Source organism: Variovorax sp. GW460-12-1-14-LB1 (assembly GCF_059423605.1).
In genome coordinates, this window is the sequence record NZ_JBWKYF010000007.1 from 49466 (window position 1) to 70383 (window position 20918).

General features: G+C 65.5%; 25 protein-coding genes. 3 read left to right on the forward strand and 22 right to left on the reverse strand.

Annotated features, from left to right (window positions below; translation table 11 throughout):
* Positions 1–10: 10 nt before the first annotated feature.
* From AC07Y4_RS05505 to AC07Y4_RS05555, 11 genes are all read right to left on the reverse strand, one after another.
* Positions 11–283 (reverse strand): VirB3 family type IV secretion system protein, encoded by a 273-nt coding sequence (locus AC07Y4_RS05505; RefSeq protein WP_068681373.1) that lies wholly within the window; start codon positions 281–283, stop codon positions 11–13.
* Positions 280–663, reverse strand: coding sequence for a TrbC/VirB2 family type IV secretion system protein (locus AC07Y4_RS05510; RefSeq protein ID WP_005304529.1), 384 nt, complete (start codon positions 661–663; stop codon positions 280–282). The genes AC07Y4_RS05505 and AC07Y4_RS05510 overlap by 4 nt, the downstream gene beginning before the upstream one ends.
* Positions 660–1712 (reverse strand): P-type conjugative transfer ATPase TrbB, encoded by a 1053-nt coding sequence (gene trbB, locus AC07Y4_RS05515; RefSeq protein ID WP_005304532.1) that lies wholly within the window; start codon positions 1710–1712, stop codon positions 660–662. The genes AC07Y4_RS05510 and trbB overlap by 4 nt, the downstream gene beginning before the upstream one ends.
* Entirely contained in the window at positions 1709–2173 is a 465-nt protein-coding gene (locus AC07Y4_RS05520; protein WP_005304534.1) for a ribbon-helix-helix protein, CopG family, read from the reverse strand. The genes trbB and AC07Y4_RS05520 overlap by 4 nt, the downstream gene beginning before the upstream one ends.
* Entirely contained in the window at positions 2170–4170 is a 2001-nt protein-coding gene (locus AC07Y4_RS05525) for a conjugal transfer protein TraG (RefSeq protein ID WP_043373736.1), read from the reverse strand. Before AC07Y4_RS05525 ends, AC07Y4_RS05520 begins: the two co-directional genes overlap by 4 nt.
* 235 nt (positions 4171–4405) lie before the next feature.
* Entirely contained in the window at positions 4406–4684 is a 279-nt protein-coding gene (locus AC07Y4_RS05530) for an EexN family lipoprotein (protein WP_005304541.1), read from the reverse strand.
* Positions 4681–5625, reverse strand: a complete 945-nt coding sequence (locus AC07Y4_RS05535) for a LysR family transcriptional regulator (RefSeq protein WP_005304543.1) — start codon at positions 5623–5625, stop codon at positions 4681–4683. Before AC07Y4_RS05535 ends, AC07Y4_RS05530 begins: the two co-directional genes overlap by 4 nt.
* 33 nt (positions 5626–5658) lie before the next feature.
* Positions 5659–5970 carry a DUF3861 domain-containing protein gene (locus AC07Y4_RS05540; protein WP_005304546.1) on the reverse strand — a complete coding sequence of 104 codons (312 nt, stop codon included), beginning with the start codon at positions 5968–5970 and terminating at the stop codon, positions 5659–5661.
* 30 nt (positions 5971–6000) lie between these two features.
* Entirely contained in the window at positions 6001–7035 is a 1035-nt protein-coding gene (locus AC07Y4_RS05545; protein ID WP_005304549.1) for an HlyD family secretion protein, read from the reverse strand.
* Between the two features lie 7 nt (positions 7036–7042).
* Positions 7043–8614 (reverse strand): MFS transporter, encoded by a 1572-nt coding sequence (locus AC07Y4_RS05550; RefSeq protein ID WP_005304552.1) that lies wholly within the window; start codon positions 8612–8614, stop codon positions 7043–7045.
* The gene (locus AC07Y4_RS05555; protein ID WP_005304555.1) at positions 8611–10146 is read right to left on the reverse strand and encodes an efflux transporter outer membrane subunit; all 1536 of its coding nucleotides are present in this window, start codon (positions 10144–10146) and stop codon (positions 8611–8613) included. The genes AC07Y4_RS05550 and AC07Y4_RS05555 overlap by 4 nt, the downstream gene beginning before the upstream one ends.
* A gap of 212 nt (positions 10147–10358) precedes the next feature.
* Here AC07Y4_RS05555 and AC07Y4_RS05560 point away from each other — a divergent pair, with 212 nt between their 5' ends.
* Positions 10359–11018, forward strand: a complete 660-nt coding sequence (locus AC07Y4_RS05560; protein WP_005304557.1) for a TetR/AcrR family transcriptional regulator — start codon at positions 10359–10361, stop codon at positions 11016–11018.
* Between the two features lie 50 nt (positions 11019–11068).
* Positions 11069–11467 carry a MarR family winged helix-turn-helix transcriptional regulator gene (locus AC07Y4_RS05565; RefSeq protein WP_258015702.1) on the forward strand — a complete coding sequence of 133 codons (399 nt, stop codon included), beginning with the start codon at positions 11069–11071 and terminating at the stop codon, positions 11465–11467.
* On the opposite strand, the gene AC07Y4_RS05570 is transcribed toward AC07Y4_RS05565, so the two are convergent.
* From AC07Y4_RS05570 to AC07Y4_RS05610, 9 genes are all read right to left on the reverse strand, one after another.
* A complete protein-coding gene (locus AC07Y4_RS05570; RefSeq protein ID WP_043373731.1) occupies positions 11456–13441 on the reverse strand; it encodes a relaxase/mobilization nuclease and DUF3363 domain-containing protein in 1986 nt (661 codons plus the stop codon). The two genes, AC07Y4_RS05565 and AC07Y4_RS05570, sit on opposite strands and share 12 nt — an antisense overlap.
* Positions 13442–13889: 448 nt before the next feature.
* Positions 13890–14477 (reverse strand): S26 family signal peptidase, encoded by a 588-nt coding sequence (locus AC07Y4_RS05575; RefSeq protein WP_068681399.1) that lies wholly within the window; start codon positions 14475–14477, stop codon positions 13890–13892.
* The gene (locus AC07Y4_RS05580; RefSeq protein ID WP_043373725.1) at positions 14474–15019 is read right to left on the reverse strand and encodes a DUF2840 domain-containing protein; all 546 of its coding nucleotides are present in this window, start codon (positions 15017–15019) and stop codon (positions 14474–14476) included. The genes AC07Y4_RS05575 and AC07Y4_RS05580 overlap by 4 nt, the downstream gene beginning before the upstream one ends.
* On the reverse strand, positions 15016–15300 hold the full coding sequence (locus tag AC07Y4_RS05585; protein ID WP_043373393.1) for a hypothetical protein: 285 nt from the start codon (positions 15298–15300) through the stop codon (positions 15016–15018). Before AC07Y4_RS05585 ends, AC07Y4_RS05580 begins: the two co-directional genes overlap by 4 nt.
* Positions 15297–15935, reverse strand: coding sequence for a ParA family partition ATPase (gene parA / locus AC07Y4_RS05590; RefSeq protein WP_068681381.1), 639 nt, complete (start codon positions 15933–15935; stop codon positions 15297–15299). Before parA ends, AC07Y4_RS05585 begins: the two co-directional genes overlap by 4 nt.
* Before the next feature lie 241 nt (positions 15936–16176).
* Positions 16177–17034 carry a replication initiator protein A gene (locus tag AC07Y4_RS05595; protein WP_156867395.1) on the reverse strand — a complete coding sequence of 286 codons (858 nt, stop codon included), beginning with the start codon at positions 17032–17034 and terminating at the stop codon, positions 16177–16179.
* A gap of 26 nt (positions 17035–17060) precedes the next feature.
* Positions 17061–17345, reverse strand: a complete 285-nt coding sequence (locus AC07Y4_RS05600; protein ID WP_026069907.1) for a helix-turn-helix transcriptional regulator — start codon at positions 17343–17345, stop codon at positions 17061–17063.
* Between the two features lie 75 nt (positions 17346–17420).
* The gene (locus tag AC07Y4_RS05605; protein ID WP_028240160.1) at positions 17421–18218 is read right to left on the reverse strand and encodes a DUF2285 domain-containing protein; all 798 of its coding nucleotides are present in this window, start codon (positions 18216–18218) and stop codon (positions 17421–17423) included.
* A 335-nt stretch (positions 18219–18553) separates the two neighbouring features.
* Positions 18554–18904: a DUF2958 domain-containing protein gene (locus AC07Y4_RS05610; RefSeq protein ID WP_015476702.1), complete on the reverse strand. Its 351-nt coding sequence runs from the start codon at positions 18902–18904 to the stop codon at positions 18554–18556.
* Positions 18905–19222: 318 nt separating this feature from the next.
* Here AC07Y4_RS05610 and AC07Y4_RS05615 point away from each other — a divergent pair, with 318 nt between their 5' ends.
* Positions 19223–19516, forward strand: coding sequence for a helix-turn-helix domain-containing protein (locus AC07Y4_RS05615; protein WP_015476703.1), 294 nt, complete (start codon positions 19223–19225; stop codon positions 19514–19516).
* A gap of 70 nt (positions 19517–19586) precedes the next feature.
* Here the strand turns inward: AC07Y4_RS05615 and AC07Y4_RS05620 are convergent, their stop codons facing one another.
* Both AC07Y4_RS05620 and AC07Y4_RS05625 read right to left on the reverse strand, forming a co-directional pair.
* Entirely contained in the window at positions 19587–19901 is a 315-nt protein-coding gene (locus AC07Y4_RS05620; protein ID WP_014646114.1) for a DUF736 domain-containing protein, read from the reverse strand.
* Between the two features lie 758 nt (positions 19902–20659).
* A complete protein-coding gene (locus tag AC07Y4_RS05625) occupies positions 20660–20869 on the reverse strand; it encodes a hypothetical protein (protein WP_028240162.1) in 210 nt (69 codons plus the stop codon).
* Between the last annotated feature and the right edge of the window lie 49 nt (positions 20870–20918).

Here is a 20918-nt window from a genome sequence, read left to right on the forward strand (position 1 = left end):
CGTCCTCCCCTCACACGTCCAGCAGCGAGCGGTGCTTGATGTGCCGGGCGAAGACCTGCATGAACTGCGGATCGACGCGCGCACCCCACACCGCCAGCGAATGGCCGACGATCCAGAGCACCACGCCGGGAATCCACAGTTGCAGGCCCAGCCCGACGGCGGCGGCCAGCGTGCCGTTGGCGATCGCCACGGTGCGCGGCGCACCGCCAAGCAGAATCGGCTCGGTCAGCGAGCGATGCAGCGGCACCTCGAAGCCGTCCGCGAAGGTGTCCGGGGCACTCATACGACGGCCCCGCCGGAGAAGCTGAAGAACGACAGGAAGAAGCTCGAAGCCGCGAAGGCGATGGACAGGCCGAAGACGATCTGGATCAGCTTGCGGAATCCGCCGGAGGTGTCGCCGAAGGCCAGCGCAAGGCCGGTGGCGATGATGATGATGACCGCGACGATGCGCGCCACCGGCCCCTGGATGGATTCGAGGATGGATTGCAGCGGGCCTTCCCACGGCATCGAGGAACCGGCGGCCTGCGCGGTTCCGGCCAGGAACAACAGCAGCGCGGCCAGCAGCAGCCCTTGCGCCGCAGGGCGGGCCAGGCAGCGCAGCCGCGCAAGACGCAAAGCCGGATTTGCAGAAAAACGGAAAGCAGGAACGATCATCTGCGTCATGGCAGTTCTCCAAGTGAGTCAGGCGATGGGGAAGTCGCCGCAGCGGGGGCGGCATCGGGACGTGGCGGCAGCTCGGGAAACGGCGTTTCCAGCGCGTCCGCCAATTGGTAGCCCACGCCGTCGAAGCCGACGACGCGGGCGATGTTCTCGATGCGGCGCTTGCGCCCGCGTCCGGCGATGTGAATCACTACGTTGACCGCCTCGGCGATCAGCGCACGGGGAGGGTTCACCGCCACTTCGAGAATCAGTTGCTCCAGGCGCAGCAGCGCGCCGAGCGCGGAGCCGGCATGGATCGTGGCGATACCGCCCGGATGGCCTGTGCCCCACACCTTGATCAGATCCAGTGCCTCGGCGCCGCGCACTTCGCCAACGACGACGCGATCAGGCCGCAGGCGCATGGACGAGCGCACCAGTTCGGTCATCGACACCACGCCTGCGCGGGTGCGCAGCGGAACGTGGTCGCGGGCTGCGCATTGCAGTTCCACCGTGTCTTCGAGCACCAGCACGCGGTCGCCGGTGGCGGCGATTTCGGCGAGCAACGCATTGGCGAGCGTGGTCTTGCCGCTGCTGGTGGCGCCGGCGATCAGCACGTTCTGCCGCTCGCGCACGGCGCGAACGAGAAAGCCCGCTTGCGCGCTGGTCATCATCCCGTCGATGACGTACCGCTCCAGCGGAATCACGCCGATGGCGCGCTTGCGCAGCGCGAAGGCCGGCCCCGGCGCTGCCGGTGGCAAGATGCCCTCGAAGCGTTCGCCCGTTTCGGGCAACTCGGCGGACAGCAGCGGCTGGCCGCGATGGACTTCTGCGCCGACGTGGGCCGCGACCAGGCGGATGATTCGCTCGCCGTCCGCCTCGGGCAGTTCCACGCCCATCGGCGCGCGCCCACTGGAAAGCCGATCCACCCAAAGGGTGCGATCGGGATTCAGCATCACCTCCACCACGTCCGGGTCTTCGAGCGCAGCGGCGATCAGCGGCCCCATCGCCGTGCGCAGCATCTGGATGCGGCGGTCGAGCGACGTGGCGCTCATGGACTGTGGAACGGCGCTCATGACGCACGCTCCTGCGCTTGCGCGGCTGCCGCCGCGTCTTCCATCCGCATTGGGTCGGGATGCAGTTCCTCCACCACGTCGCGCACCAGGCTGCGCCCGCGCAGCAGGTGCCGACCCAACTGTTCAACGAACTGCTCGAAGCGAGCTTTGCCCTGGGCGCGGGCGGCCTCTTGGTGCGCCTCGGGGACTGGCGCGCTGACCGTGAGGTAGTAGCGAATGAACAGCGCCAGCGTTTCGATCTGGATGTTCTGGTCGCGCTCCATACGCTCGGCCTGGCGCGACAGGCGATCCAGCCGCTTGGCGATAGCCGCTTCGCGCTGGTCGGCGGCATCGGGCGACAGCCACGATGCGAGCGCCGCCGCGACGATGGACGACTTGGACACGCCTTTCTTGGCGGCCAGCTCGTCCAGGCGCTTGGCGTGCTCCGGCTGGATAAAGAGATTCAGGCGATATTGGCTCATAGCTCGATTCCGTCGTTGGGGTCGAGGGAAGCCAGCCGGGCCGTGCGCTGCATGGCTGGATCGAACTGGCGAGGAAGGGGAAGCGGCAGGTCGTCGTCGTCATCGAGCAGCCCAAGGTCGGCCGCAGGCGCGGCAAGCTCGGGGTCGTAGGCGACGGTTTCGGAGAGTTCGGGCTGACGGCGTGGGCCACCGTCATCGGCGGAACCCAGGCCATCAGCGGATGCCGCGGCGGGTGCGGTGGGCACGGCGGGAATCGCCAACCCGCTCCAGTCGTCGGGCCGCAATGGCGGCGCGTCGGCGTACTGCCCATCCGCCAGCGCGGGCGGTGGCAGCACGCGACGCTTGAAATTGGCGTCCGCGTAGTAGCGCAGCTTCTTGGCCTTGATCGGTGCCACGCTGGACACCATCACCACGGCCTCGTCAGGTGGAAGCTGCATGACTTCGCCCGGCGTCAGCAGCGGGCGCGCGGTTTCCTGGCGCGACACCATCAGGTGGTCTAGCCACGGCGCGAGCCGGTGGCCGGCATAGTTGCGCTGCGCGCGCAGCTCGGTGGCCGTGCCCAGCGTCTCGGAAATCCGCTTGGCGGTGCGCTCGTCGTTCGTGGCGAACGTCACGCGCACATGGCAGTTGTCGAGGATGGAGTGGTTTTGCCCATACGCCTTGTCGATCTGGTTGAGCGACTGCGCGATGAGGAAGCTGCGGATGCCGTAGCCCGCCATGAAGGCCAGCGCCGTCTCGAAGAAGTCCAGGCGCCCCAGCGCCGGGAACTCGTCGAGCATCAACAGCAGCTTGTGGCGGCGCGCGATGCCATCGGAACCGTCGAGCGATTCGGTGAGCCGCCGCCCGATCTGGTTGAGGATCAGGCGAATGAGGGGCTTCGTCCGCGAAATGTCCGAAGGCGGCACCACCAGATACAGCGACACCGGATGTTCCGCAGCGATCAGGTCGGCGATGCGCCAGTCGCAGCGCGAGGTGACTTCGGCCACCGTGGGATCGCGGTAAAGGCCGAGGAACGACATGGCCGTGGACAGCACGCCCGAGCGTTCGTTGTCGCTCTTGTTGAGGACTTCACGCGCCGCCGATGCGACGACCGGATGCGGCCCGTCGCCGAGGTGCGGCGTGGTCATCATCCGGTGCAAGGTCAGCTCGAACGGGCTGGCCGGATCGGAGAGAAAGTTGGCGACGCCGCGCAGCGTCTTGTCCTCGCCGGCGTAGAGCACATGCAGGATGGCCCCGACCAGCAGCGCGTGCGAGGTCTTTTCCCAATGGTTTCGCTTCTCCAACGCGCCTTCGGGATCGACCAGAATGTCCGCGATGTTCTGCACGTCGCGCACTTCATGCGCGCCACGCCGCACCTCCAGCAGCGGGTTGTATGCCGCCGACTTCGCATCGGTCGGGTTGAACAGAAGGCAATGGCTGAATCGGCTGCGCCAGCCGGCGGTGATCTGCCAGTTCTCGCCCTTGATGTCATGGATGACGGCCGAGGCCGGCCAGGACAGCAGCGTCGGCACCACCAGGCCGACACCTTTGCCCGAGCGCGTGGGCGCGAAGGTCAGGACGTGTTCCGGGCCTTCGTGACGCAGGTACTGGCGATCGTGCTGGCCGAGGAACACGCCGGCCGGCTGTGTGAGGCCGGCCTTGCGAATGTCATCCGCGTTCGCCCAGCGGGCCGAGCCGTAGGTCGTGACCAGGCGCGATTGCCGCGAGCGCCAGATCGACATGCCAATCGCCACCAGCACGGCAACAAGACCGCTGCCGCCCGCGATGGCGCCGCCGGTGTCGAACACGCGCGGCGCGTAGGCGTCGAAGAAGAACCACCACTCGAACAGCCGCCACGGGTGATAGACCGGCGTGCCGAAGAAATCAAACCAGGGCGAGCCAAGGCGTAGTTGGTAGCCAAGGGCCGCTGCTGTCCATTGTGTGGCGCCCCACACGCCGGCGATCACGATGCCGAATACCACGGCGATCTGACCGAACAGCACGTTCGTCCCTTGCATGACCTGGCCTCCGATTTCTCCTGAGCTGATTCCTCATGGAAAGAGCGGCACAAAGGCGTGCCGCAGGCGTCAGGATCGGTGCCGGGTCAGTGCCGGTCAAAGACCGTTTTCAGAAGAAAGGTCGAGCAAAAAGACAGAATGAGTGCGACGGCGAACCAAAGAAAAACGCCGCAAGCGCGAGCGCATTGCGGCGTGTCGAAAAAAAAGTGAAGGCGAATCGGCGAGCGGCCAACAATCAGAACTTTGGCGACTCTTTCGGCGGTGTATAGGGCGTTTCGCCGTCGCCATAGAATCGCTTGCGCGTGGCTTCGGCCACCCGGTTGCACAGCATGTCGCCCAGCTTGGGGCGATCGGTCTTGCACTGTTGGCGCAGTCCTTTAAGCTGGTCAGGGTTGGCCGCCAGCTCTTCCACCGTCGGAATATTCGTCTCCGAATCGGCGGCCTTCTGAGGTGCCTCGGATTGGCCGCAAGCAGACAAGGCGGTCACGAGCAAGAACGGAATGATTTTCTTCATGGCATCAATTCCTCCGGTGGATCAGAACTGCGGCCTCGGATGGGCCTGGGAGTCTCCGGCGTTTCAATTGTCTGTACCCGTTCGATGAACCGTGCAAGTTCGTCGGACGGATCACCGTCAAGACGAAGCAAGTAAGTCGTCAGCGGAGGTACACGCGACGCAAGTGGCCGCGCTACCACTCCCGGTTCACGGCTGGCGGAAATATGCGCAGCGCCCGCCAGCCCGAGCGCGAAGCCGGCTGATACCAGCGCCATCATCAGATCGCATGTGGCAACTCGCTCTGCGATCAACGGTTCCATGTCAGCACGACGCAGCACTCGTTCCACGTGTTTGGCATGGCCTTCACACACTTGCGGATCGCACAAAACCAGCGGATAGCGCAGCAGTTCGTCCAAGGGGATACGCTTGTGGGCCAGTAGAGGATGGCGAGCGGGGACCGCCACCATTAGCGCATCACTCCAAGCTGGCAACGCGACGATGCCATCGCCCACCTCGTCGGACTGAGCAAACCCCACGTCGTATAGATCATCGTGCAACCCTTTAATCTGCTGCGACAGCGGCACCTCGAAGAAGCGGATTTCGACCTCGGGTTCTTCCTGACGACATAACGCCAACAAGGTCGGCAAGCGCGACGGTGTAATGCCATCCGACAAGGCCACTCGCAATTGTCCATGAAAGCCATTAGCTGCCGCTTTCACGCTATCACGCGCTTGTTCCAAGGCGGCAAACACGCGACGCACATGCTCCAAGAACAATGTTCCGGCATGGGTTAGCCGCGTACTGCGCGTGGTACGGGCAAACAGCGCCACACCGAGTTCTTCCTCCAGTTCCTTGATGGCCCGCGACAGCGGCGATTGTTCAATATGCAGCTTCTCCGCCGCACGAGCGAAACGGAGTTCTTCGGCCACGGCCAGGAAGTATCGAAGGTGACGAAGCTCCATGGCGATTCACATCCCATTTCGCAAAGAGAACAATCAGTCTTTTCTTTGGCTGTCGGTTGATCCTGCTTTCAAATCCTTGACAAACTGATATAGCTGCGGCAGGAATGAAAATAGAAGCGGGTTGTCTTTGTTCGCCAGGATGGCTCCGCCAAACAGCTTCAGGCCAACCGCAAATGCCGCCGCATCTGCCTGGCTGCTGAAATCACCTCTGCTGCGAATCCACGTCACGACAGAGATGATGTCGTCATGATTCCCAACCTTAAACTGCAGAGGCTTGCGTTCACTGGGGACGCCATGTGAATCCGTCAATTGCTCCAGAGTTACGCGATAAAGGTATTGCCTCATTTGTGTGGCTCCTCATGTTGGAGTGATGACCTAGTCGCCGATGCGGATCTTCGGCGTTACGGACATACCGACGCGCAGATTCGCCGCATCAGGCTGGTCGGAGTCGATGCGAATACGCACAGGCAGGCGCTGGACGATCTTGGTGAAGTTGCCCGTGGCGTTGTGTGGCGCGACGGCCGAATAGCTGACGCCACTGGCCGGCCCCAGGCTCTCCACGGTTCCCTTCAACTCGGTACCCGGCAAGGCATCCACCTTGATGTCCACCGGCTGCCCAGGCCGCACGCGCGCCAACTGCGTTTCGCGGAAGTTGGCCGTGATGTAGACCGCATCCAGCGGAACGACGGCCGCCAATGGTTTGCCGGCATTCACGAACGATCCGACGCGCACTGACTTCTGGCCGATCACGCCACTGATGGGCGCCGTGATTTGGGTATAGGAGAGCTTCAACTCCGCTGCGGCCTGTGCGGCTTGCGCTTGAGAAAGCGCAGCCTTGGCCTTTTCAAGATCGGCTTTCAGGATGTCCGTCTGCTGCCGCGCCGCTTGCAGGCCCGCGCGATTCTTGTCCCGGCTGGCCAGCCGAATGGCCAACTGCGCCTCGGCCTGTTGCTGTGCCTGGATCGAACCTGATCCATCGGAGGCCAGGTTCCGGTAGCGTTTCTGGTTGGCCTCTGCCAATTTGAGTTCTGCATCGTCCACCGCAACGGCCGCCTGCGCCTGACGTATCGCGGTTTCCTGCTGCACCACACGCGCGGCAAGCCCCTCGACACTGGCCTCGGCAGCGGCGACCTGTGCCTTTGCCGTGTTCACCGCAACGATGAAATCCCGGTCGTCGATGGCGACGAGCAAATCCCCAGCCTTCACTGGCTGGTTTTCTTCGACCAGTACCTTTCCGATCACGCCGGACACCTGCGGCGCGACGAGGGTGAAATCGGCTTGGACGTAGGCATCGTCCGTAGATTGGGTCGATGCGCTGGACTCGGGACGATTCAGATAAATGACACAGCCCACTGCGACTGCGAGCAGCAGCACGGCACTGGTAATCTTGGCTTTCTTCGGCATGGCCATGGTGAAACTATCCTTGGGGCAAAGGTTTGGATTGAGGAGCAGCGGCCTGCAAGTCGGGGGCGGGAATGCAGGTCAGCCGCAATACGAAGGGGACCATCACCAGCGCCAGAACGCCGAGTACGCGATAGGCATCCGCGACTGACAGCACCAGCGCCTGCTGGCCGATGATTCCCATCAGTTGAGCGGGCTCCGGAGCAAGCGGGACGGAGTTGCCTACCAACGCAGCGTGGTCCAGCAGCATTTCCGCGTGGAACCGCTGTCTCACGGTCACGAGTTGCCCAACCACCGCGCCCCCGAGTACCGACCCCAGGGCGCGCAGCGTGTTGATGTTCCCCGACACATACGGGCCTTCGCTGGGATGTACGACGCTGGTACACAGGAACAGCATCGAGACGACAGCCATGGGCTGGCCAAAGGCTTGCAGCGTCTGCGTCATAACGAACTGGTCGCGGTTCCAATCGGAAGTCAATTGCGCACCAAAGAAGCACGCCAGGGCGATCAGCAGCAGGCCGCCCGCGAACACGAATCGGGCATCGACCCATTTCCGGTACAGGAACAGCGCCACCACGGAACCCAGGACCAGTTGAGGCAGCGCGACGATGAGCCCGATTGGTGCCATCTGAAGCGGTCGGTAGCTTTGGAGCGGCCCGAGATAGGTCATCGGCAACATCACGCCAGAGGTCAGCACGACCAGAAGGCAGATGAACAAGGTGAAGCCCAACGCCAGGTTGCGGCGGCTGAGCATCTGCAATTTGATGAACGGCGCCGGGTGATACCACTCCGTCAGCAGATAGGCCGCCAGCAGCGTCAGCCCGGCCACCAATGAGACGACGATGAGGGGGGAGTTGAACCAGTCCAGCCGCACGCCCTGATCCAGGGCGACGGTAATCAGGGCAAATGCCGGCATGCCGAAAGCCATGCCCGGCCAGTTGGCCTGCGGGAAGCGGTCTGTCTGGATCGGGTCTTTCGGCAGGCCCCATCCGATCAACAAGGCGGCAATGGCCGCGAGCGGAAGGATTTGCCAGTACACCCAGCGCCAATCGAACAGGCCATCCGTCCATTGCCCCGCCAGCCAGATCGAGAGGTTGGGGGCGAAGGTGGCCGTCAGTGCATACAGCGCCAGTCCGTGCAGCCGTATGTGGGGTGGCAGGAACTTCAACGCCGCCATCATCAGCACGGGAATCATCGTGCCGCTGGCGATGCCTTGCAGGAAGCGCATGGCCAGCAGCAGATCGAGGTCATGGATGAAGGGAATGCACACCGCCAGCAAGGTGCATGCGCCGATCATCCACAGCTCGAAGCGGCGCACTGAGAGCGTGATGGCGAACCATGCCGCAAACGGCATGGCGATCACTTCGCCGGCGCTATAGACGGTCGTGAGCCAGGAGGCGTCGTCCAGGCCGAAGCCCAGCGCGCCACGCACGTCCGCCAGCGCCAACGCGCCCACGCGGTTGTTCAGTCCGGCCATCATGGCCGCGATGAGGATGCCGACCAGCCCGGCGATCGCCCGCTTCGGAGGGGCTACCGCAGCAGCGGGTGCGGGTGGCGCCGCTGTCGGCTGCAACGCTGCGGCACTCATTGGCCGGCCTTTGATGGCGAGGTGGCAGACGACGCAGTGGTCGTCAGGGGCGCATCGCCGCCGGCCTGCCGGTCGGATGTGAGTGCGTCAGGGTCCCAGCCACCGCCCAGCGACTTGTAGAGATTGACCAGGGTGAGCGCGGCGTTGGTGGCGCTGGCATTGAGGCTGGTCTGGCTGGCAAGGACGCCACGCTGCGCGGCCAGGACATTCAGGTAGTCGGCAGCGCCTTCCTGATAGCCGCGCTCGGCAGCATGCAGCGCCTGCTTGTTCTGTTCATACGAAACCAGCAATTCGGCATGTCGGTGCTGCTGGGCTGCCCAGGCGTCCAGGGCGTTGTCCACTTCATGCCAGGCTTGCAGCACCGTCTGCCGATAGGCAATGGCGGCTGTTCTTTGCCGTGCCTCGTTCAGCGCCAGGCGCTGCTTCAAACGACCGCCCTGAAAGATCGGGAGATAGACTGTCGGGCCAACGGAGAAGAACCGGGAATCCCAACTGTCGAGGTCGTTGAACTCGAAGGCCTCGACGCCGACTCTTCCCCGCAAGCCGATCCGCGGGTAGAAATCGGCCTTGGCGACGCCGATGGCCGCCGTCGCGGCATGGAGCTGGGCTTCGGCGCGCTGTATGTCCGGCCGCCTGTGCGCCAATTCGGAGGGCAGGCCCACCGGCACATTGGAAGGAAGCGAAGGCAAGGGCATCGCCTCAAGCAACTGCGCATCGAGGGCGCGCGGCTCCTCCCCCTGCAGCAGTGCCAAGGCGTTCATCAGCGTGTTGCGGCGCTGGACCAGTTCTGGCACCAGCGCCTCCACCGTTGCCAGTTGCGCGCGCGCCGAAGCGGTTTCAAAGCGCGTGGCGACACCGTTGCGCTCACGGCTTTCGGCAAGGCGCAGGGTGCGATCGGCGACCTCCAGGTTCTGCCGGGTGATGTCCAGTTGCGCCTGCGTTCCTCGCAATTGGAGGTAGGTGCGGGCCACTTCGGCGGACAAGGCCACCCGTGCCGCCTCGCGCTCATACACAGTGGCCTCGAAGGCGGCTGCGGCGCCTTCGCGCGATCGCCGCGCGCGGCCCCACAGATCGAGTTCCCAACTGGCGTCGAATCCCAACTGCCAGAAATCGCTCGCGCTCGTCGGTGCACCCAACGCGGCAAACTTGCCGTGCTCGCTGAGGGCCTCGCGGGAATAGCCTGCCGATGCGCCCACGCTGGGCAGCAGCAGCGAGGAAGCAATCCCCAACTGCGCCCGGCTTTGCTCAATGCGCTCGGAAGCGATCTGCAGGTTCAGGTTGCCCGCCTGCGCACGGGCTTGCAGATCCGCTAACACGTCATCGTTGAACAGCGTCCACCATGACGATGGGAAGTTCGCAGCGGATGTTTCCTGAGCCTGCGCGTAATCCGCCCTGGGCGACAGTTGAACGGCTGCAAGCCTGTCGTCGGGTTTCACGAAGTCAGGACCCACCGCACAGCCGACCAGTGAGATCGTGCAGAGCGCCGTGCCTGCTTGTCGCAGCAGTTGTGAGAGCAGCGGTTGTGACGTCATGAAGGTTTATCCAATGCGCGAATAGTACCGAACCGCTCGGTGTGATTTACGATAAAAGTTAAGCCGACGGCTCACAAGAAACCTGCTTAGGTGCAGATGCCTGTGAGACGAATGGTTAGGTTGATGCGTACCGAGCGGTTTGGTACTATATAGAATCCTGGCCACCGTGTCAAAACTTCCGACCCAAGCAGATGCGACGAACCAACCAAGTCATGACCGCCCCGCCGCCGAGCAGCGGCGAGCTGAACGCCAAGGCTCTCACCGTTCTGCGCGCTGCGCGAAACGTCTTCCTGACCCATGGGTTCAGCGCGGCAACAACCGACATGATCCAGCGCGAGGCTGGCGTGTCCAAGTCCACGGTTTACGCGCACTACGCGAACAAGGAAGCACTCTTCACCGCGGTAATCGAAGCCGAATGTGCAGCGTTCACGAACACGGTGCAGGGCATCGAGTTCCGCCCGGGGAAGCTGCGAGAAACGTTGACCCTGTTGGCTCGGGCCTACTTGAACATCGTGCTGTCTCCGGGCGGGCTGGCTGTCTTCCGCGTCGTGATCGCCGAAGGCCCACGCTTTCCCCAGCTCGCACGGACGTTCTATCTGGCCGGCCCGCAGGTCATGACGGCGATGGTGGCCGAACAACTGGCCAATGCGGCAGCATCCGGCGAGGTCGATCTTGGCGAGATTGGCCGCGAGACGGCCGCCAGTCTGTTCATCAACCTGGTTCGGGGTGAACCCCAGCTTCAGTGCCTGACTCATCCGGATGCCGCGCCTTCCTCGGCGCAGATTGACCAGTGGGCGAATGCAGCCGTAATGACATTCATGCGTGCCTATGGTTGCGGCGAGGACTCGCCCAATAAGCGTTCCCGGTCATGATGCCGAATGGGTCAATCGGCACGGAGAAATCAGACGACGCCCTTCGGGTGATGGAGCTTTCTACGGCCATCACGCGGCTTTGCACAGCAAGGAATCAAGTGCTGAATCGCGTGGCTGCTCCGTTCGGTTTGACCGCTGTGCAGGTGATGGCGCTACACCATATTTCAGCCACTCCAGCATGTACGCCTAGCACTTTGGCCCGCAGTCTGGCAGTCGACTCAGCCTCTGTGACAAGGCTATTGGACCGTCTTGAAAACAAGGGCATGCTCCAAAGAGCAGCACAAGAGCGCATGGATCGCACGCATGACCGCAGAGTTGTCGAGATTATTCTGACTGAACATGGATGCAACGCGATACGTGAGTTGAAGTCACATTGGCAGTCCGCTCGCTCGGAATTGACCGAGGCTTTCAAACAAAGCGAAATACATGGGTTAGCACTAGCTGATTGACGGCCCACGCTGCCGCCCAATCTCCCACGACACCCCGCCGCCGCGCACCGTGGCGGCAAGTTGCTGCCCCAAGCGTTGTTCGATCACGGGTTTCCACGGCACCAGTGAGAACCCCATGCCGTCATCGAGCATCGCGTAGCGCCCACTGGCGAGCATGACGGAGCGCCGGTAGATGCCAGCCACGCGCTGCCCGTCGGCCACCGGGCGATGCTCTAAGCCGGTGTCGGCCGCAATGTCTTTGGCGACCTGCGCCAGGTCCTGGTTGCGCAGCGTGCCCAGCAGGTTGCGCGCGAGGATCACACGCTGCCCGTGCCGCTCGGCCAGCCCCTGTTCGGCCAGAAAGTCGGCGCGTTGCTGCATCGCCTGTCTGGCCTCGCCACCAAAACCCAGGTCGCCCAAGCCCGAGCCACCAGCGATCAGTTGCTGGTCGAGCCAGGTGGCTCCGATCACGCGGGCCTGCCGCTCGATGGGCAGGTGCGATTTCAGTTCCACGGCCACGCCGCCCAGGCGCTGTGCGTCATAGCGGCGGCCCTGTTCGGCCAGGTCGTCCGGCACCTTCCATAGCCCCTCGGCCACGCGCTCCACGATGCCTGCGCGGCGCAGGGCTTCCAGCCGGCGGACGTGGGCCGCGACGACTTCCTGCGGATCGCGGCCGGGCACGGCTTGACCCTGCGCAACGGCCAGGTGATGGTCGGTGCGGTATAGGCCGCCGCTCGCCAGTGCGGTGATGTTCTTGTCGGCAGCGCGCACGTCAGCCGATCCCTTCACCTCCACCACCGCGCCGGTCGGATAGTTCGCCAGTTCGTCGCGGGCATTGAGCGCGACGTAATGGGCTTTGCCGTCCACGCCGTCGATGACCAGATAGCCCCGGTCGCGCAGCTCGTCGGCCAGCCCCTTCGCGGCCACGCGACCGACGATGGTTCGGCCATCGTCCCCCGGCTCGAACACCGCCAACTCGCGCGGCTCGCCACGCATGGCCCGCTGCATGGTGCGGATGATGTCGCCACGCTCGCCCAGGGCACGCAAGGTCTTCTCGGCGTCGGCATGGAAGGCCAAGGTGCCCGGCCGCAGCTCGTCGGCCAGGCCAAGGCGCTGCAAGCGTTGCAGGCGGCCGATCAGCAGCAGGCGCTGACGTTGCAACCGCGGTTCGTTGAGGCGTTCGACATGCACTCGGCCATCATCGCCGGCCTCACGTTGCAGCGTGCGGTCGAGGCTCGTCCATCGCTCTTGCTCGACCTCGCGCTGCAAAGTCTGCTGGATCTCCAGTTCGGTGCGCGGCCCCAGCCATTCGGTCGCCAGTTCGGCGGCGCGATGGCGGAAGCCATCGGCGATGTAGTCGCCCGCGATGATGAGGTCTTTGCCGGTGTCATCGCGCCCGCGCACGACGATGTGCGTGTGCGGGTTGTCGGTGTTCCAGTGAGTGACGGCCACCCAATCGAGGCCCGTGCCCAGGTCGGCCTCCATGCGGCCCATGAGGTGCCGCGTGTAGGTGCGCAGGTCTTCCAGTTCCGCGCCATCCTCGGGCGAGAGGATGAAGCGGAAATGGTGTCGGTCGTCGGCGCAGTGTTCCTTGAAGGCGTCGAGGTCGGCAGCATCGGTCTGCGGCCCATAGGCTTGGCCCGGCTCGCCATCGCGGCCCACACCGTCGCGCTCGATGTAGCGCAGGTGCTTGGCGAGCGACTGCGGGCTGGCTTGGCGCTGGTTGACCAGCAGCGTCTTGATGGTCACGCGCCGCGACATGGGCGTGAGCTTCGCTCCGGCGAAGCGCGCCGCCGTGTGGCCGCGCCCCAGGCGCGAGCCGGGCCGCTGGCCGGTGCCCCTCCCGGTGCCGCTCGCAGTGCCAAGACGGCGCACAGTGGACTTGCCGCTGCTGGCCTTGCCTGCCTGCTTGAGCACCTTGGAGACGAAGCCCTGGCCCCGGTTCTTTGGGGCGCTGGGGCGGATGCGGAAATCATCGTCGCGGCGGTCGGTCATGGCTGCGCTCCCTGCAAGCTCTGGCGTGTCCGGTCGTGCGAAGCACGCGGACATGCCTGCATTGGCGCGGGCCTCGCGCCCCAAGCGGCACGGTGGCGAAGCCGCTGCGTGCCGCGCCACCCCCATGTGCAGACTGGCTTTCGACGCGGCCCGGTGCCGCGTCCTTTTGTCTTGCCTTCCGCCTTTGCCCCTCGCTGGCGCTCCGGGCAGCGGCGGCCCGGCGGCGCTGCTGCGCGAGCGGCCAGCGCGCCGGCGAACGCGGCGACGGCCACAGGCCGGGCGCGTTCGAGGCAAGACGCCTGCACGTTGGACGGCTGCGCCGAAGGCAGCGCGAAGTGCGGTGCGAATGCACCCGCACTGCATGCGCGACGACACGGCGACGAGCAGCAGAACGACACGCCCGATGGCACGATGAGATGCACGGCGACGTGCAGCGAATCGAAGGCCATCATGGGCGAGATTCCAGCCAGACCGGATGCGCGATGCCGATCACGGCGCCCGCATTGATCGGCCCGAAGTACCTGCTATCGAACGACGCCGGGTTGGTCACACTGAGCAGGAACAGTTCGCCGGGTTCAAGGCGACGGCATTGCTGCCAGGATGGCAGCGGCCGGCCCCAGCGGTCGGCAGGCAGCACGGCGGCCGCAGGCACGCCGTCGATGCGGACGATGCGGCCAGTGATGCACACCTCCTGCGGCGCGACTGCGCCCACGCGCTTGAGCAGCGGCACGCGCGCCGGCAGGTAGCCGCGCTGCGCGGCCAGCGCGGCGGCGTCTGGCGGCAGCGTGGTCAGGACGATGCTGCCGACGGAGAAAGAACGCGGCAGCGAGTCGGTGCCGTCGCCCAGCGGATCGACGCGATACCAGCCGACCGCCACGCTGTCGGATGGGTTGTAGATCAGGCGCGGCAGCGGATGCACGAAGGACGCCCAGGCCAGCGCAGCGAGGCCGCAGGCGGACAGACCCGTCAGCACGATACGAGCGCGCAGGCGCGAGCGAGGACGCGGCGCGGTGCCGGCAGTGGAAACGGCGGTCATGGCAGTGCCCTCGCGGTCAGCCAGGCGGCGTGCCGCTCGGCGGTGTATTCGGGCAGCGGCAGGCGGGCAGCGAGCCGGTTGGCGAGCGTGCGCCAGTACGCGGGCGAGACAGCGGCGGGGGCGATGTCCAGCGCCTCGATGGCGTCGATGCGCTCCAGCACGGCGCGCACCTGGTTCTCGCCCTCGGCGTGCAGCAGCAGGCGTGCGCCGGGCTGCACGCCGGGGATGCGCTGTGCCGCATCGAGCGGCGTACAAGCCTGCATCACCATGAGCTGCCAGCGAACGGTGCCGTAGTCGTTGGCCTGCCAGCGGATAAGGCACAACATGGCGCCTGGCAGGAACACCGCGCAGCGACGCCAGCGGTCGAGCTGGTGCGTGCGCGCAGGTTCACCGAAGCGCAGGTAGAGCTTGAAGCGCGGTTCGATGTAGGCCAGCGCCACGCGCGTCAGCGGCGCGCCGGCAGGCTGGTCGAAAGGTACTGCGAGCTCAGCCGTAGCCGCGAAGGCAACAGGCGCGGGAGCAGACGAAGCGGATGCAGTCATGGCGTGTTCTCCCTGCGGTGTTCTGGAAACTCCCGCTCCAGCAGGCCGCGCAGCAGGTCGGCTACGGTCACGCCTTGCGTGAAGGCGGAAACCTTGATGCGCGCCCGCATGGCGGGCGTGATGTCGAGGGTCAGGCGTGCCGTGTAGAGGTCGCCCTTGTTCAGCGCATCGGCGTCGCCCTGGCGAATCCACGCCTCGGCGTGCGGATTCGCGGGCGGACGCGCGCCGATGCCGACGCGCTTGGCCGTGCGTTTGCTGTTCGGTGGCGGCTTCGCTGTCATGTCGGCCACCGCAGCAGTTCGTCCGCCAGTGCGGTGATTTCGCGGGTGGCGGCGCTGTCCGGTGCCGTCTCGCGTGCAAGCCGGCCAGCGGCCACGCTGTCGGCGAACACGATGCGCTGATGCACTTCCGCGCGCAGCGCAGGAAGCGGCTGGTCAGCAAGCGCCTGGCGCGCTTCGCGCCCGATCACGGTGGTGCTGACGCGCCGATTGATGACGAAGGCCGCGCGCAGCGCAGGCCGAAAGACCTGCGCCTCGCGGATCAGCGCCACCATCTCGGCGCTGGCCCAAAGGTCATACGGGCTGGGCTGCACGGGAATCAGCACGCGCTCGGCCGCCAGCAGCGCGGAACGCGCCAGGGCGGCGATGCGCGGCGGGCCGTCGATGATGATGTGATCGGCGCGGCGGGCCAGCTCCGGCGCTTCCTGATGCAGCGTTTCGCGGGCGAGGCCCACGGCGCTGAACAGCCGTGGCAAGCCCTGCTGGCTTCTGCGCTGCGTCCAGTCCAGCGAAGAACCCTGCGGGTCGGCGTCCAGCAGGATGACGTGCAGCCCGCGCATCGCCAGCTCGCCCGCGATGTGGGTAGCGAGTGTGGTCTTGCCGACGCCGCCTTTCTGGTTGAGAAACGCGAAGATCATGGCGCGGCCCTCCCTGCTGGAAAGCCGGCCTGGCCGTGCCGTTTCGTGGTTGTCCACCGAAACGACGCGTTTCTACTAAAAGTTAGAGATTTATAGTTAGGTAAGTTAGAGGGGTCGCAAACCCGCGCCGTTACTGGCTTTGCGGCGTTTTCGTACTCCTGATAGCACGATAGGCGTACTCCCGATAGCACGATACCCGGCACTCCTGATAGCACGAGGCCGTCCACAGCTTTTCCCGCAGTTATCCCCGTGCCGTGAACGGCACGGGCCGGAAGGTCAGCAGTTCCAGCTTCTCGTCCGGCATCGACTCGATGCCCAGGACGTAGCCGGGCAGCGACTGCCGCGCGACCAGCACGCGCAGGTCGTAGGCGAAGTCCGAGAAGCGCGCCGCGCTGCCGGACTTGCGGTGCAGATGCCGGAAGTCGAATTGCCAGCCGTGTTCCTGCCGCCCGCCGTGCTTGCGCACCAGGCGATACAGCCAGCGTTCGATGCCACCTTTCAAGCGGAAATAGGCCGGGTCGATGGTCAACACCAGGGCGGCATCGAGCACGCCGGCATAGAACCAGTCCGGCAGGATCAGCTCGATGCCCAGCGGCGTGCCGCTGGCGTCGGCCAGCTCGCGCCATTCGTTCACCCACGAAAAGCGGTGCAAGCGCCTCCCGGTGGTTTCGCGGATGGAAGTCGCCACGCTGGTCGATTGCAGCCGGTCGAGCGCGGCTTTCAGGCGCTGGTAGTCGTTCAAGGACGTGCCGCGCCCGATGAAGCGCAGGATTTCGTAGGGCGTGGCGTGTATCCAGCGCGACGGGCGAATGCCTGCGTCGCGCGCCTCCACGATCTGCGAGGCCGCCCAAATCAACACGTCGGCATCCCATATCGTGGCGATGCCGTGCTCGGCCGTGCCTTCCACGCGGATGGTGATGTTCCCGCTGCGGAAGTCGATCGGCGCCGTGCGCCGCGACTTCGCCAGCGAGAAGAACGGAAAGGCCATCAAGTCCTGGCTGTCGCGCGGCGCCATGCCGTCGCCCGGCAGCGCGCGGAACAGGTCGAGCTGTTCCCGCTGCTGCGATCGCTGCCCCGACGGCAGCGATGGGCTGGACATGACGATGGCCACCGGCGAGCCGACGATCAGCGGCCATCACGGTAGTCGCCCGCGTGACGCTCGGCATATTCCGGGTCGGACGTGGCCTCGTAGCTGCGCTGGTCGGCCCAGGCATCGAGGTCGGCCACCGCGTACATGACGCGGCGGCCGAACTTGCGGAACTTCGGGCCGCCGCCGATCACGCGCTGTTTCTCCAGCGTGCGCGGCGACAGACGCAGGTATTCGGCGGCTTCGTCGTTGGTCAGGTAGCGTTGGGGCTGCACGGGCGCAGCGACAGCAGCGGCGGCAGGCCGCAAGGGAGCGGGTCGCATGGGATGTACCTCCATCAAGCCCGGCCACACCACGCGGCCGGATAGAGGCACTTTCAAGAAAGCAAGGCTTCCTGCTCAGGGACGTTTTGCAGGGGATGCAGCGCGTCCCTGTGCAACGGGCGGAAGCTGTGCCAGGCGGCGATAGCCGCCGCGCATCAGCGCATCGCCCCGGTGCACCAGTCGCCGCACGCGGGCGCGCAAGGCGCTATCGGCGTACCAGTCGGCGGCGACAGCATCGACGCCGAACAGCCCTTCGGCCACGTCGCGCAGGGACGCGCCCGCGAGGGTGCCGTCGAGCGCCTGGAGCGTGTTCAACTCCAGCAGCGCAGCGGGTGCCGGCCGCGACCGTGCCGTTCCCGCTGGCGCTGCATCGCCAGCGGCGGCCAGCTTGTCCAGTTCGGCCGCCAGCGCCTGATAGCGTCCGCAGGATGCGGCGCAGGCGCGAATGGCATAGGCGTAAGCCATGCCGTCGGCCAGGCCGGGAGCGATCACCAGCCGCAGGCAGCAGCCCAGCCAGCGTGTCAGCAGCACCAGGCGCTTGCCGTCGTGGATCAGGTGCTTCTGGCCGGGAAGGCACCAGAACGCGAAAGCCACCGCGTCGGGCGGCGGGTCGGCGTCCGGGTAGAGCTGCACTACCGCATCGTGATCGGGGAACCAGGCCGGGTGCGCGTCGCGCGCATCCAGGGCGGGATCTTCCAGCAGGCGCAGTCCCCAGCGCGCGGCGGCCTCTGGCCGGCGGCGGCGGCGCAGCCAGTCGCGGCGGTAGTCGGGGTGGCGACGCAGGTATTCCCACGCCAGCGCGGGGCCGTCGAGGTGCAGCATGTAGAGATACGCGGCGGTCGGATACCAGTGTTCGGCGCTCGGGTCAGCCATGACGCAGCCTCCTGTCATTCAGCAGGAACGTCGCCACGGATTCCGCTGTGCGGGAGCTATCGAGTCGCCATCAAGTCGTCATCGAAATCGGGGTACTCTGTAACTGCGGTGTCAAGACCGATTGGCTCCAGGGCATTGCGGAAATCGTCTGAATGCGACGGTTGCGCGCCACAAAAATGGTGCGCAGCATGGAGCACCGTGCAGCAGCCCGCGCCATAGATCATGACTGTTTGCATCAGAAGCGCACCGCTTCGGTGCAAGAGTGCGGATTCAGACCAATCAGGTCTTGGGTAAGACTGAAATAGTCAGAATGCGCCGTCGTTGGCTGGGACTGCTCAGTCGGTGATCGAACCGTTTTCCTCGGCCAGCCGCAGGTACTCCGACAGCCGCCGCACGGGCTGGAAGTAGCGATCGCGCATCACAGGTTGCTTGTGCGGCCCGACGATGGACGCCAGATCGGACAGCTTCACATGGCCCAGGCCGGGCATGCCTATTCCCAGGTCGATCAGCCCCCATGCCGTATCGCCATCGGCCGGGTCGAGCGCGGCCAGCAGCCAGGTGGCGTGCGCGTCGGGGGTGAACAGTCGCACCGCCGGCATTGGGTCGATGCTTCGGCCAGCGGCGCGTGCCGCGCCGACGGCGAGCAGTTGCGCCCGCTGTTCAGCGGTGACGAGCGGCTGGGTCATGGCCCGAATCCCCACGCATCCGAGGATGCACGGATACGATTTTCCACCGAAGCGCGGAACCGCCGAAGCGGATGCGTGCTTTGGCGGGAAAGCACGAAGGCGCAAGCCATCGAATCCGTACATGCACGGAAACGCGGAAGCGGAATTGCGCAGGCCAGGAAAGACACAGATGCGGTTCCCAGATTCTGTCGGAATCCGCCCATGCGGATTTCTGCAAAGGCACGAATACGGAAATCAACGACACCAAATGCGCACTATAGTTTGTAGCCCTATAGTGCGCAATCGGCTGTCATCTTGGTTTTCTAAGGAAAACCATAGGTGGCGGCGAAAGACTCATTGGCGACAGCAATACGGACGGTCAGGAAAGCGCGCGGCTTGAGCCAGGAAGCGTTCTCCGACGTGTCCAGCCGTACCTACCTGAGTTTGCTGGAGCGCGACCTGAAGAGCCCGACCATGCACAAGCTGACCGAGCTGTGCGAGGTCATGGACGTGCATCCGCTCACGTTGCTGACGCTGGCCTATGCCGGCGACAGCACGCGCAGGGCCGATCAGCTTCTGGCGCAGGTGCGCCAGGAGCTGGAGGCGGTGTTGAAGGAACGCGACACGCCGTAGGCGCGTGCGTGACGTGCTGCGCCAGCAGCACGGCGCCCCGCCGCAATGGACGGGGCGCGGTGGGCGGCCGTCAGGCTGCCTTGGGCTTGCTGCGCGACCAGATCAGGTCGTGCGTGCCGTCCTCGTTCTCGATCAGGCGGGCATAGACCGTCGCCGGGAACGAAGGGTCGTCGATGCTCACGGACAGGTACTCGCGCCCGGCCTCACTGGTCTTCTTCCACGCCGCGCCGATCTCGTGGCCGGCCGCCTGAAGGTGGAAGTCGGGGGCGTTCTCGCTGTCGCCCTTGTCGTTGGGAACCAGCTTGACCTTGACGTTCAGGGTCAGGGTGCGGAGCTGGCCGGTGAAGCCGTCTTTCTCTGCGGTGAAGGTGCCGATGTTAGCCATGATGTTTCTCCTTTCGGGTTGAACAAGGTCGCGCCAGTGCGTCCTTGTTGTGATCCGGCCGGCGGGGGATGGGCTGGCCGCACCGCGCAGCGGTCGCAACACCGTGGAGAACCTGGAAGCGAAAAGAATTTGCCGCGCGAGGAAGCCGCGCAGCGGCGGGGAAATTGTTTTCGCTGGAAGGTTGCGGCCATGAAGCCCAAGGCGTAGCCGTTCCCTCGCCAGGATTCACGACAAGCCAAGGACGCACGGGCCGCCCGCCCCCGAAAGGAGACATGGCCGACTCGGCATCCCCGCGTGACGGCTGCACCGGCTTGCGCCCTGACGCGAACCAGGTCAAAGCCCCGACGACAAGGCCAGAGCGCCCCTGCCGCAGCGCGCGACCACATGCTTGAGGCGTGGTGTGGATGCTCCATAGCGAGGCCGGGTGGCGTGTCGGTGAATCGCCCTTCGTGACGTACAGGCGCGAATCGCCAGCGTCGGGGACGGCACGCTATCGCACAACCTGCCGCAGCAAGCCGGGGCGTAGCCCTACAAGCCCCGCCCATTGCGGCGGGGCGCCATCGAAACCTTGCCCGCGCCAGCGGGCACCGATGGACGTGTCGCGTGCAAGGCACTTGCACGTCCGCCCCGTTGCCGCCTGGACGAAGGCGGCAACGGGGCGATTTTGACTTCGACGTTGGAACCGGGCGCGGCCACCGACGCCCCGGATTTTTGACCACCGGCCCCAAGGCGGAACGGCTTGGGGCCGGTGCTGCTCGTTATTCCTTGGTTTCGACAATCCACCACGCGGCACGCGGCAAGGTGTGGCCGGTAATGGGATGTAGGTCGGTCAGGTCGGCGCGGGCCGTCCAGCCACGCGGCGGACGGTAGCCGCGCACGTCGCCATCGCCGTGCCAGCGGCGGGCGCGTACCGTACCGGGGGCATAGATCGCCGCCATGCGCGGGCGGTCCGTGGTGTTGCGGCTCATGATAGGAATCCTTGGCGTGAAGCGCCCCGGCCGGAACCGGGGCGCTATC

Excerpts from the sequence above, each read along its gene's own strand:
- AC07Y4_RS05585 (WP_043373393.1), bottom strand. The coding sequence starts at position 15,300 with ATGACAGCGAAGCCGCCACCGAACAGCAAACGCACGGCCAAGCGCGTC.
- AC07Y4_RS05560 (WP_005304557.1), top strand. The coding sequence starts at position 10,359 with ATGACCGCCCCGCCGCCGAGCAGCGGCGAGCTGAACGCCAAGGCTCTC.
- AC07Y4_RS05580 (WP_043373725.1), bottom strand. The coding sequence starts at position 15,019 with ATGACTGCATCCGCTTCGTCTGCTCCCGCGCCTGTTGCCTTCGCGGCT.
- AC07Y4_RS05525 (WP_043373736.1), bottom strand. The coding sequence starts at position 4,170 with ATGCAAGGGACGAACGTGCTGTTCGGTCAGATCGCCGTGGTATTCGGC.
- AC07Y4_RS05620 (WP_014646114.1), bottom strand. The coding sequence starts at position 19,901 with ATGGCTAACATCGGCACCTTCACCGCAGAGAAAGACGGCTTCACCGGC.
- trbB (WP_005304532.1), bottom strand. The coding sequence starts at position 1,712 with ATGAGCGCCGTTCCACAGTCCATGAGCGCCACGTCGCTCGACCGCCGC.
- AC07Y4_RS05565 (WP_258015702.1), top strand. The coding sequence starts at position 11,069 with ATGGAGCTTTCTACGGCCATCACGCGGCTTTGCACAGCAAGGAATCAA.
- AC07Y4_RS05610 (WP_015476702.1), bottom strand. The coding sequence starts at position 18,904 with ATGACCCAGCCGCTCGTCACCGCTGAACAGCGGGCGCAACTGCTCGCC.
- AC07Y4_RS05600 (WP_026069907.1), bottom strand. The coding sequence starts at position 17,345 with ATGCGACCCGCTCCCTTGCGGCCTGCCGCCGCTGCTGTCGCTGCGCCC.
- AC07Y4_RS05605 (WP_028240160.1), bottom strand. The coding sequence starts at position 18,218 with ATGGCTGACCCGAGCGCCGAACACTGGTATCCGACCGCCGCGTATCTC.
- AC07Y4_RS05510 (WP_005304529.1), bottom strand. The coding sequence starts at position 663 with ATGACGCAGATGATCGTTCCTGCTTTCCGTTTTTCTGCAAATCCGGCT.
- AC07Y4_RS05535 (WP_005304543.1), bottom strand. The coding sequence starts at position 5,625 with ATGGAGCTTCGTCACCTTCGATACTTCCTGGCCGTGGCCGAAGAACTC.
- parA (WP_068681381.1), bottom strand. The coding sequence starts at position 15,935 with ATGATCTTCGCGTTTCTCAACCAGAAAGGCGGCGTCGGCAAGACCACA.
- AC07Y4_RS05540 (WP_005304546.1), bottom strand. The coding sequence starts at position 5,970 with ATGAGGCAATACCTTTATCGCGTAACTCTGGAGCAATTGACGGATTCA.
- AC07Y4_RS05595 (WP_156867395.1), bottom strand. The coding sequence starts at position 17,034 with ATGTCCAGCCCATCGCTGCCGTCGGGGCAGCGATCGCAGCAGCGGGAA.
- AC07Y4_RS05570 (WP_043373731.1), bottom strand. The coding sequence starts at position 13,441 with ATGACCGACCGCCGCGACGATGATTTCCGCATCCGCCCCAGCGCCCCA.
- AC07Y4_RS05520 (WP_005304534.1), bottom strand. The coding sequence starts at position 2,173 with ATGAGCCAATATCGCCTGAATCTCTTTATCCAGCCGGAGCACGCCAAG.
- AC07Y4_RS05505 (WP_068681373.1), bottom strand. The coding sequence starts at position 283 with ATGAGTGCCCCGGACACCTTCGCGGACGGCTTCGAGGTGCCGCTGCAT.
- AC07Y4_RS05530 (WP_005304541.1), bottom strand. The coding sequence starts at position 4,684 with ATGAAGAAAATCATTCCGTTCTTGCTCGTGACCGCCTTGTCTGCTTGC.
- AC07Y4_RS05555 (WP_005304555.1), bottom strand. The coding sequence starts at position 10,146 with ATGACGTCACAACCGCTGCTCTCACAACTGCTGCGACAAGCAGGCACG.
- AC07Y4_RS05545 (WP_005304549.1), bottom strand. The coding sequence starts at position 7,035 with ATGGCCATGCCGAAGAAAGCCAAGATTACCAGTGCCGTGCTGCTGCTC.
- AC07Y4_RS05575 (WP_068681399.1), bottom strand. The coding sequence starts at position 14,477 with ATGACCGCCGTTTCCACTGCCGGCACCGCGCCGCGTCCTCGCTCGCGC.
- AC07Y4_RS05550 (WP_005304552.1), bottom strand. The coding sequence starts at position 8,614 with ATGAGTGCCGCAGCGTTGCAGCCGACAGCGGCGCCACCCGCACCCGCT.
- AC07Y4_RS05625 (WP_028240162.1), bottom strand. The coding sequence starts at position 20,869 with ATGAGCCGCAACACCACGGACCGCCCGCGCATGGCGGCGATCTATGCC.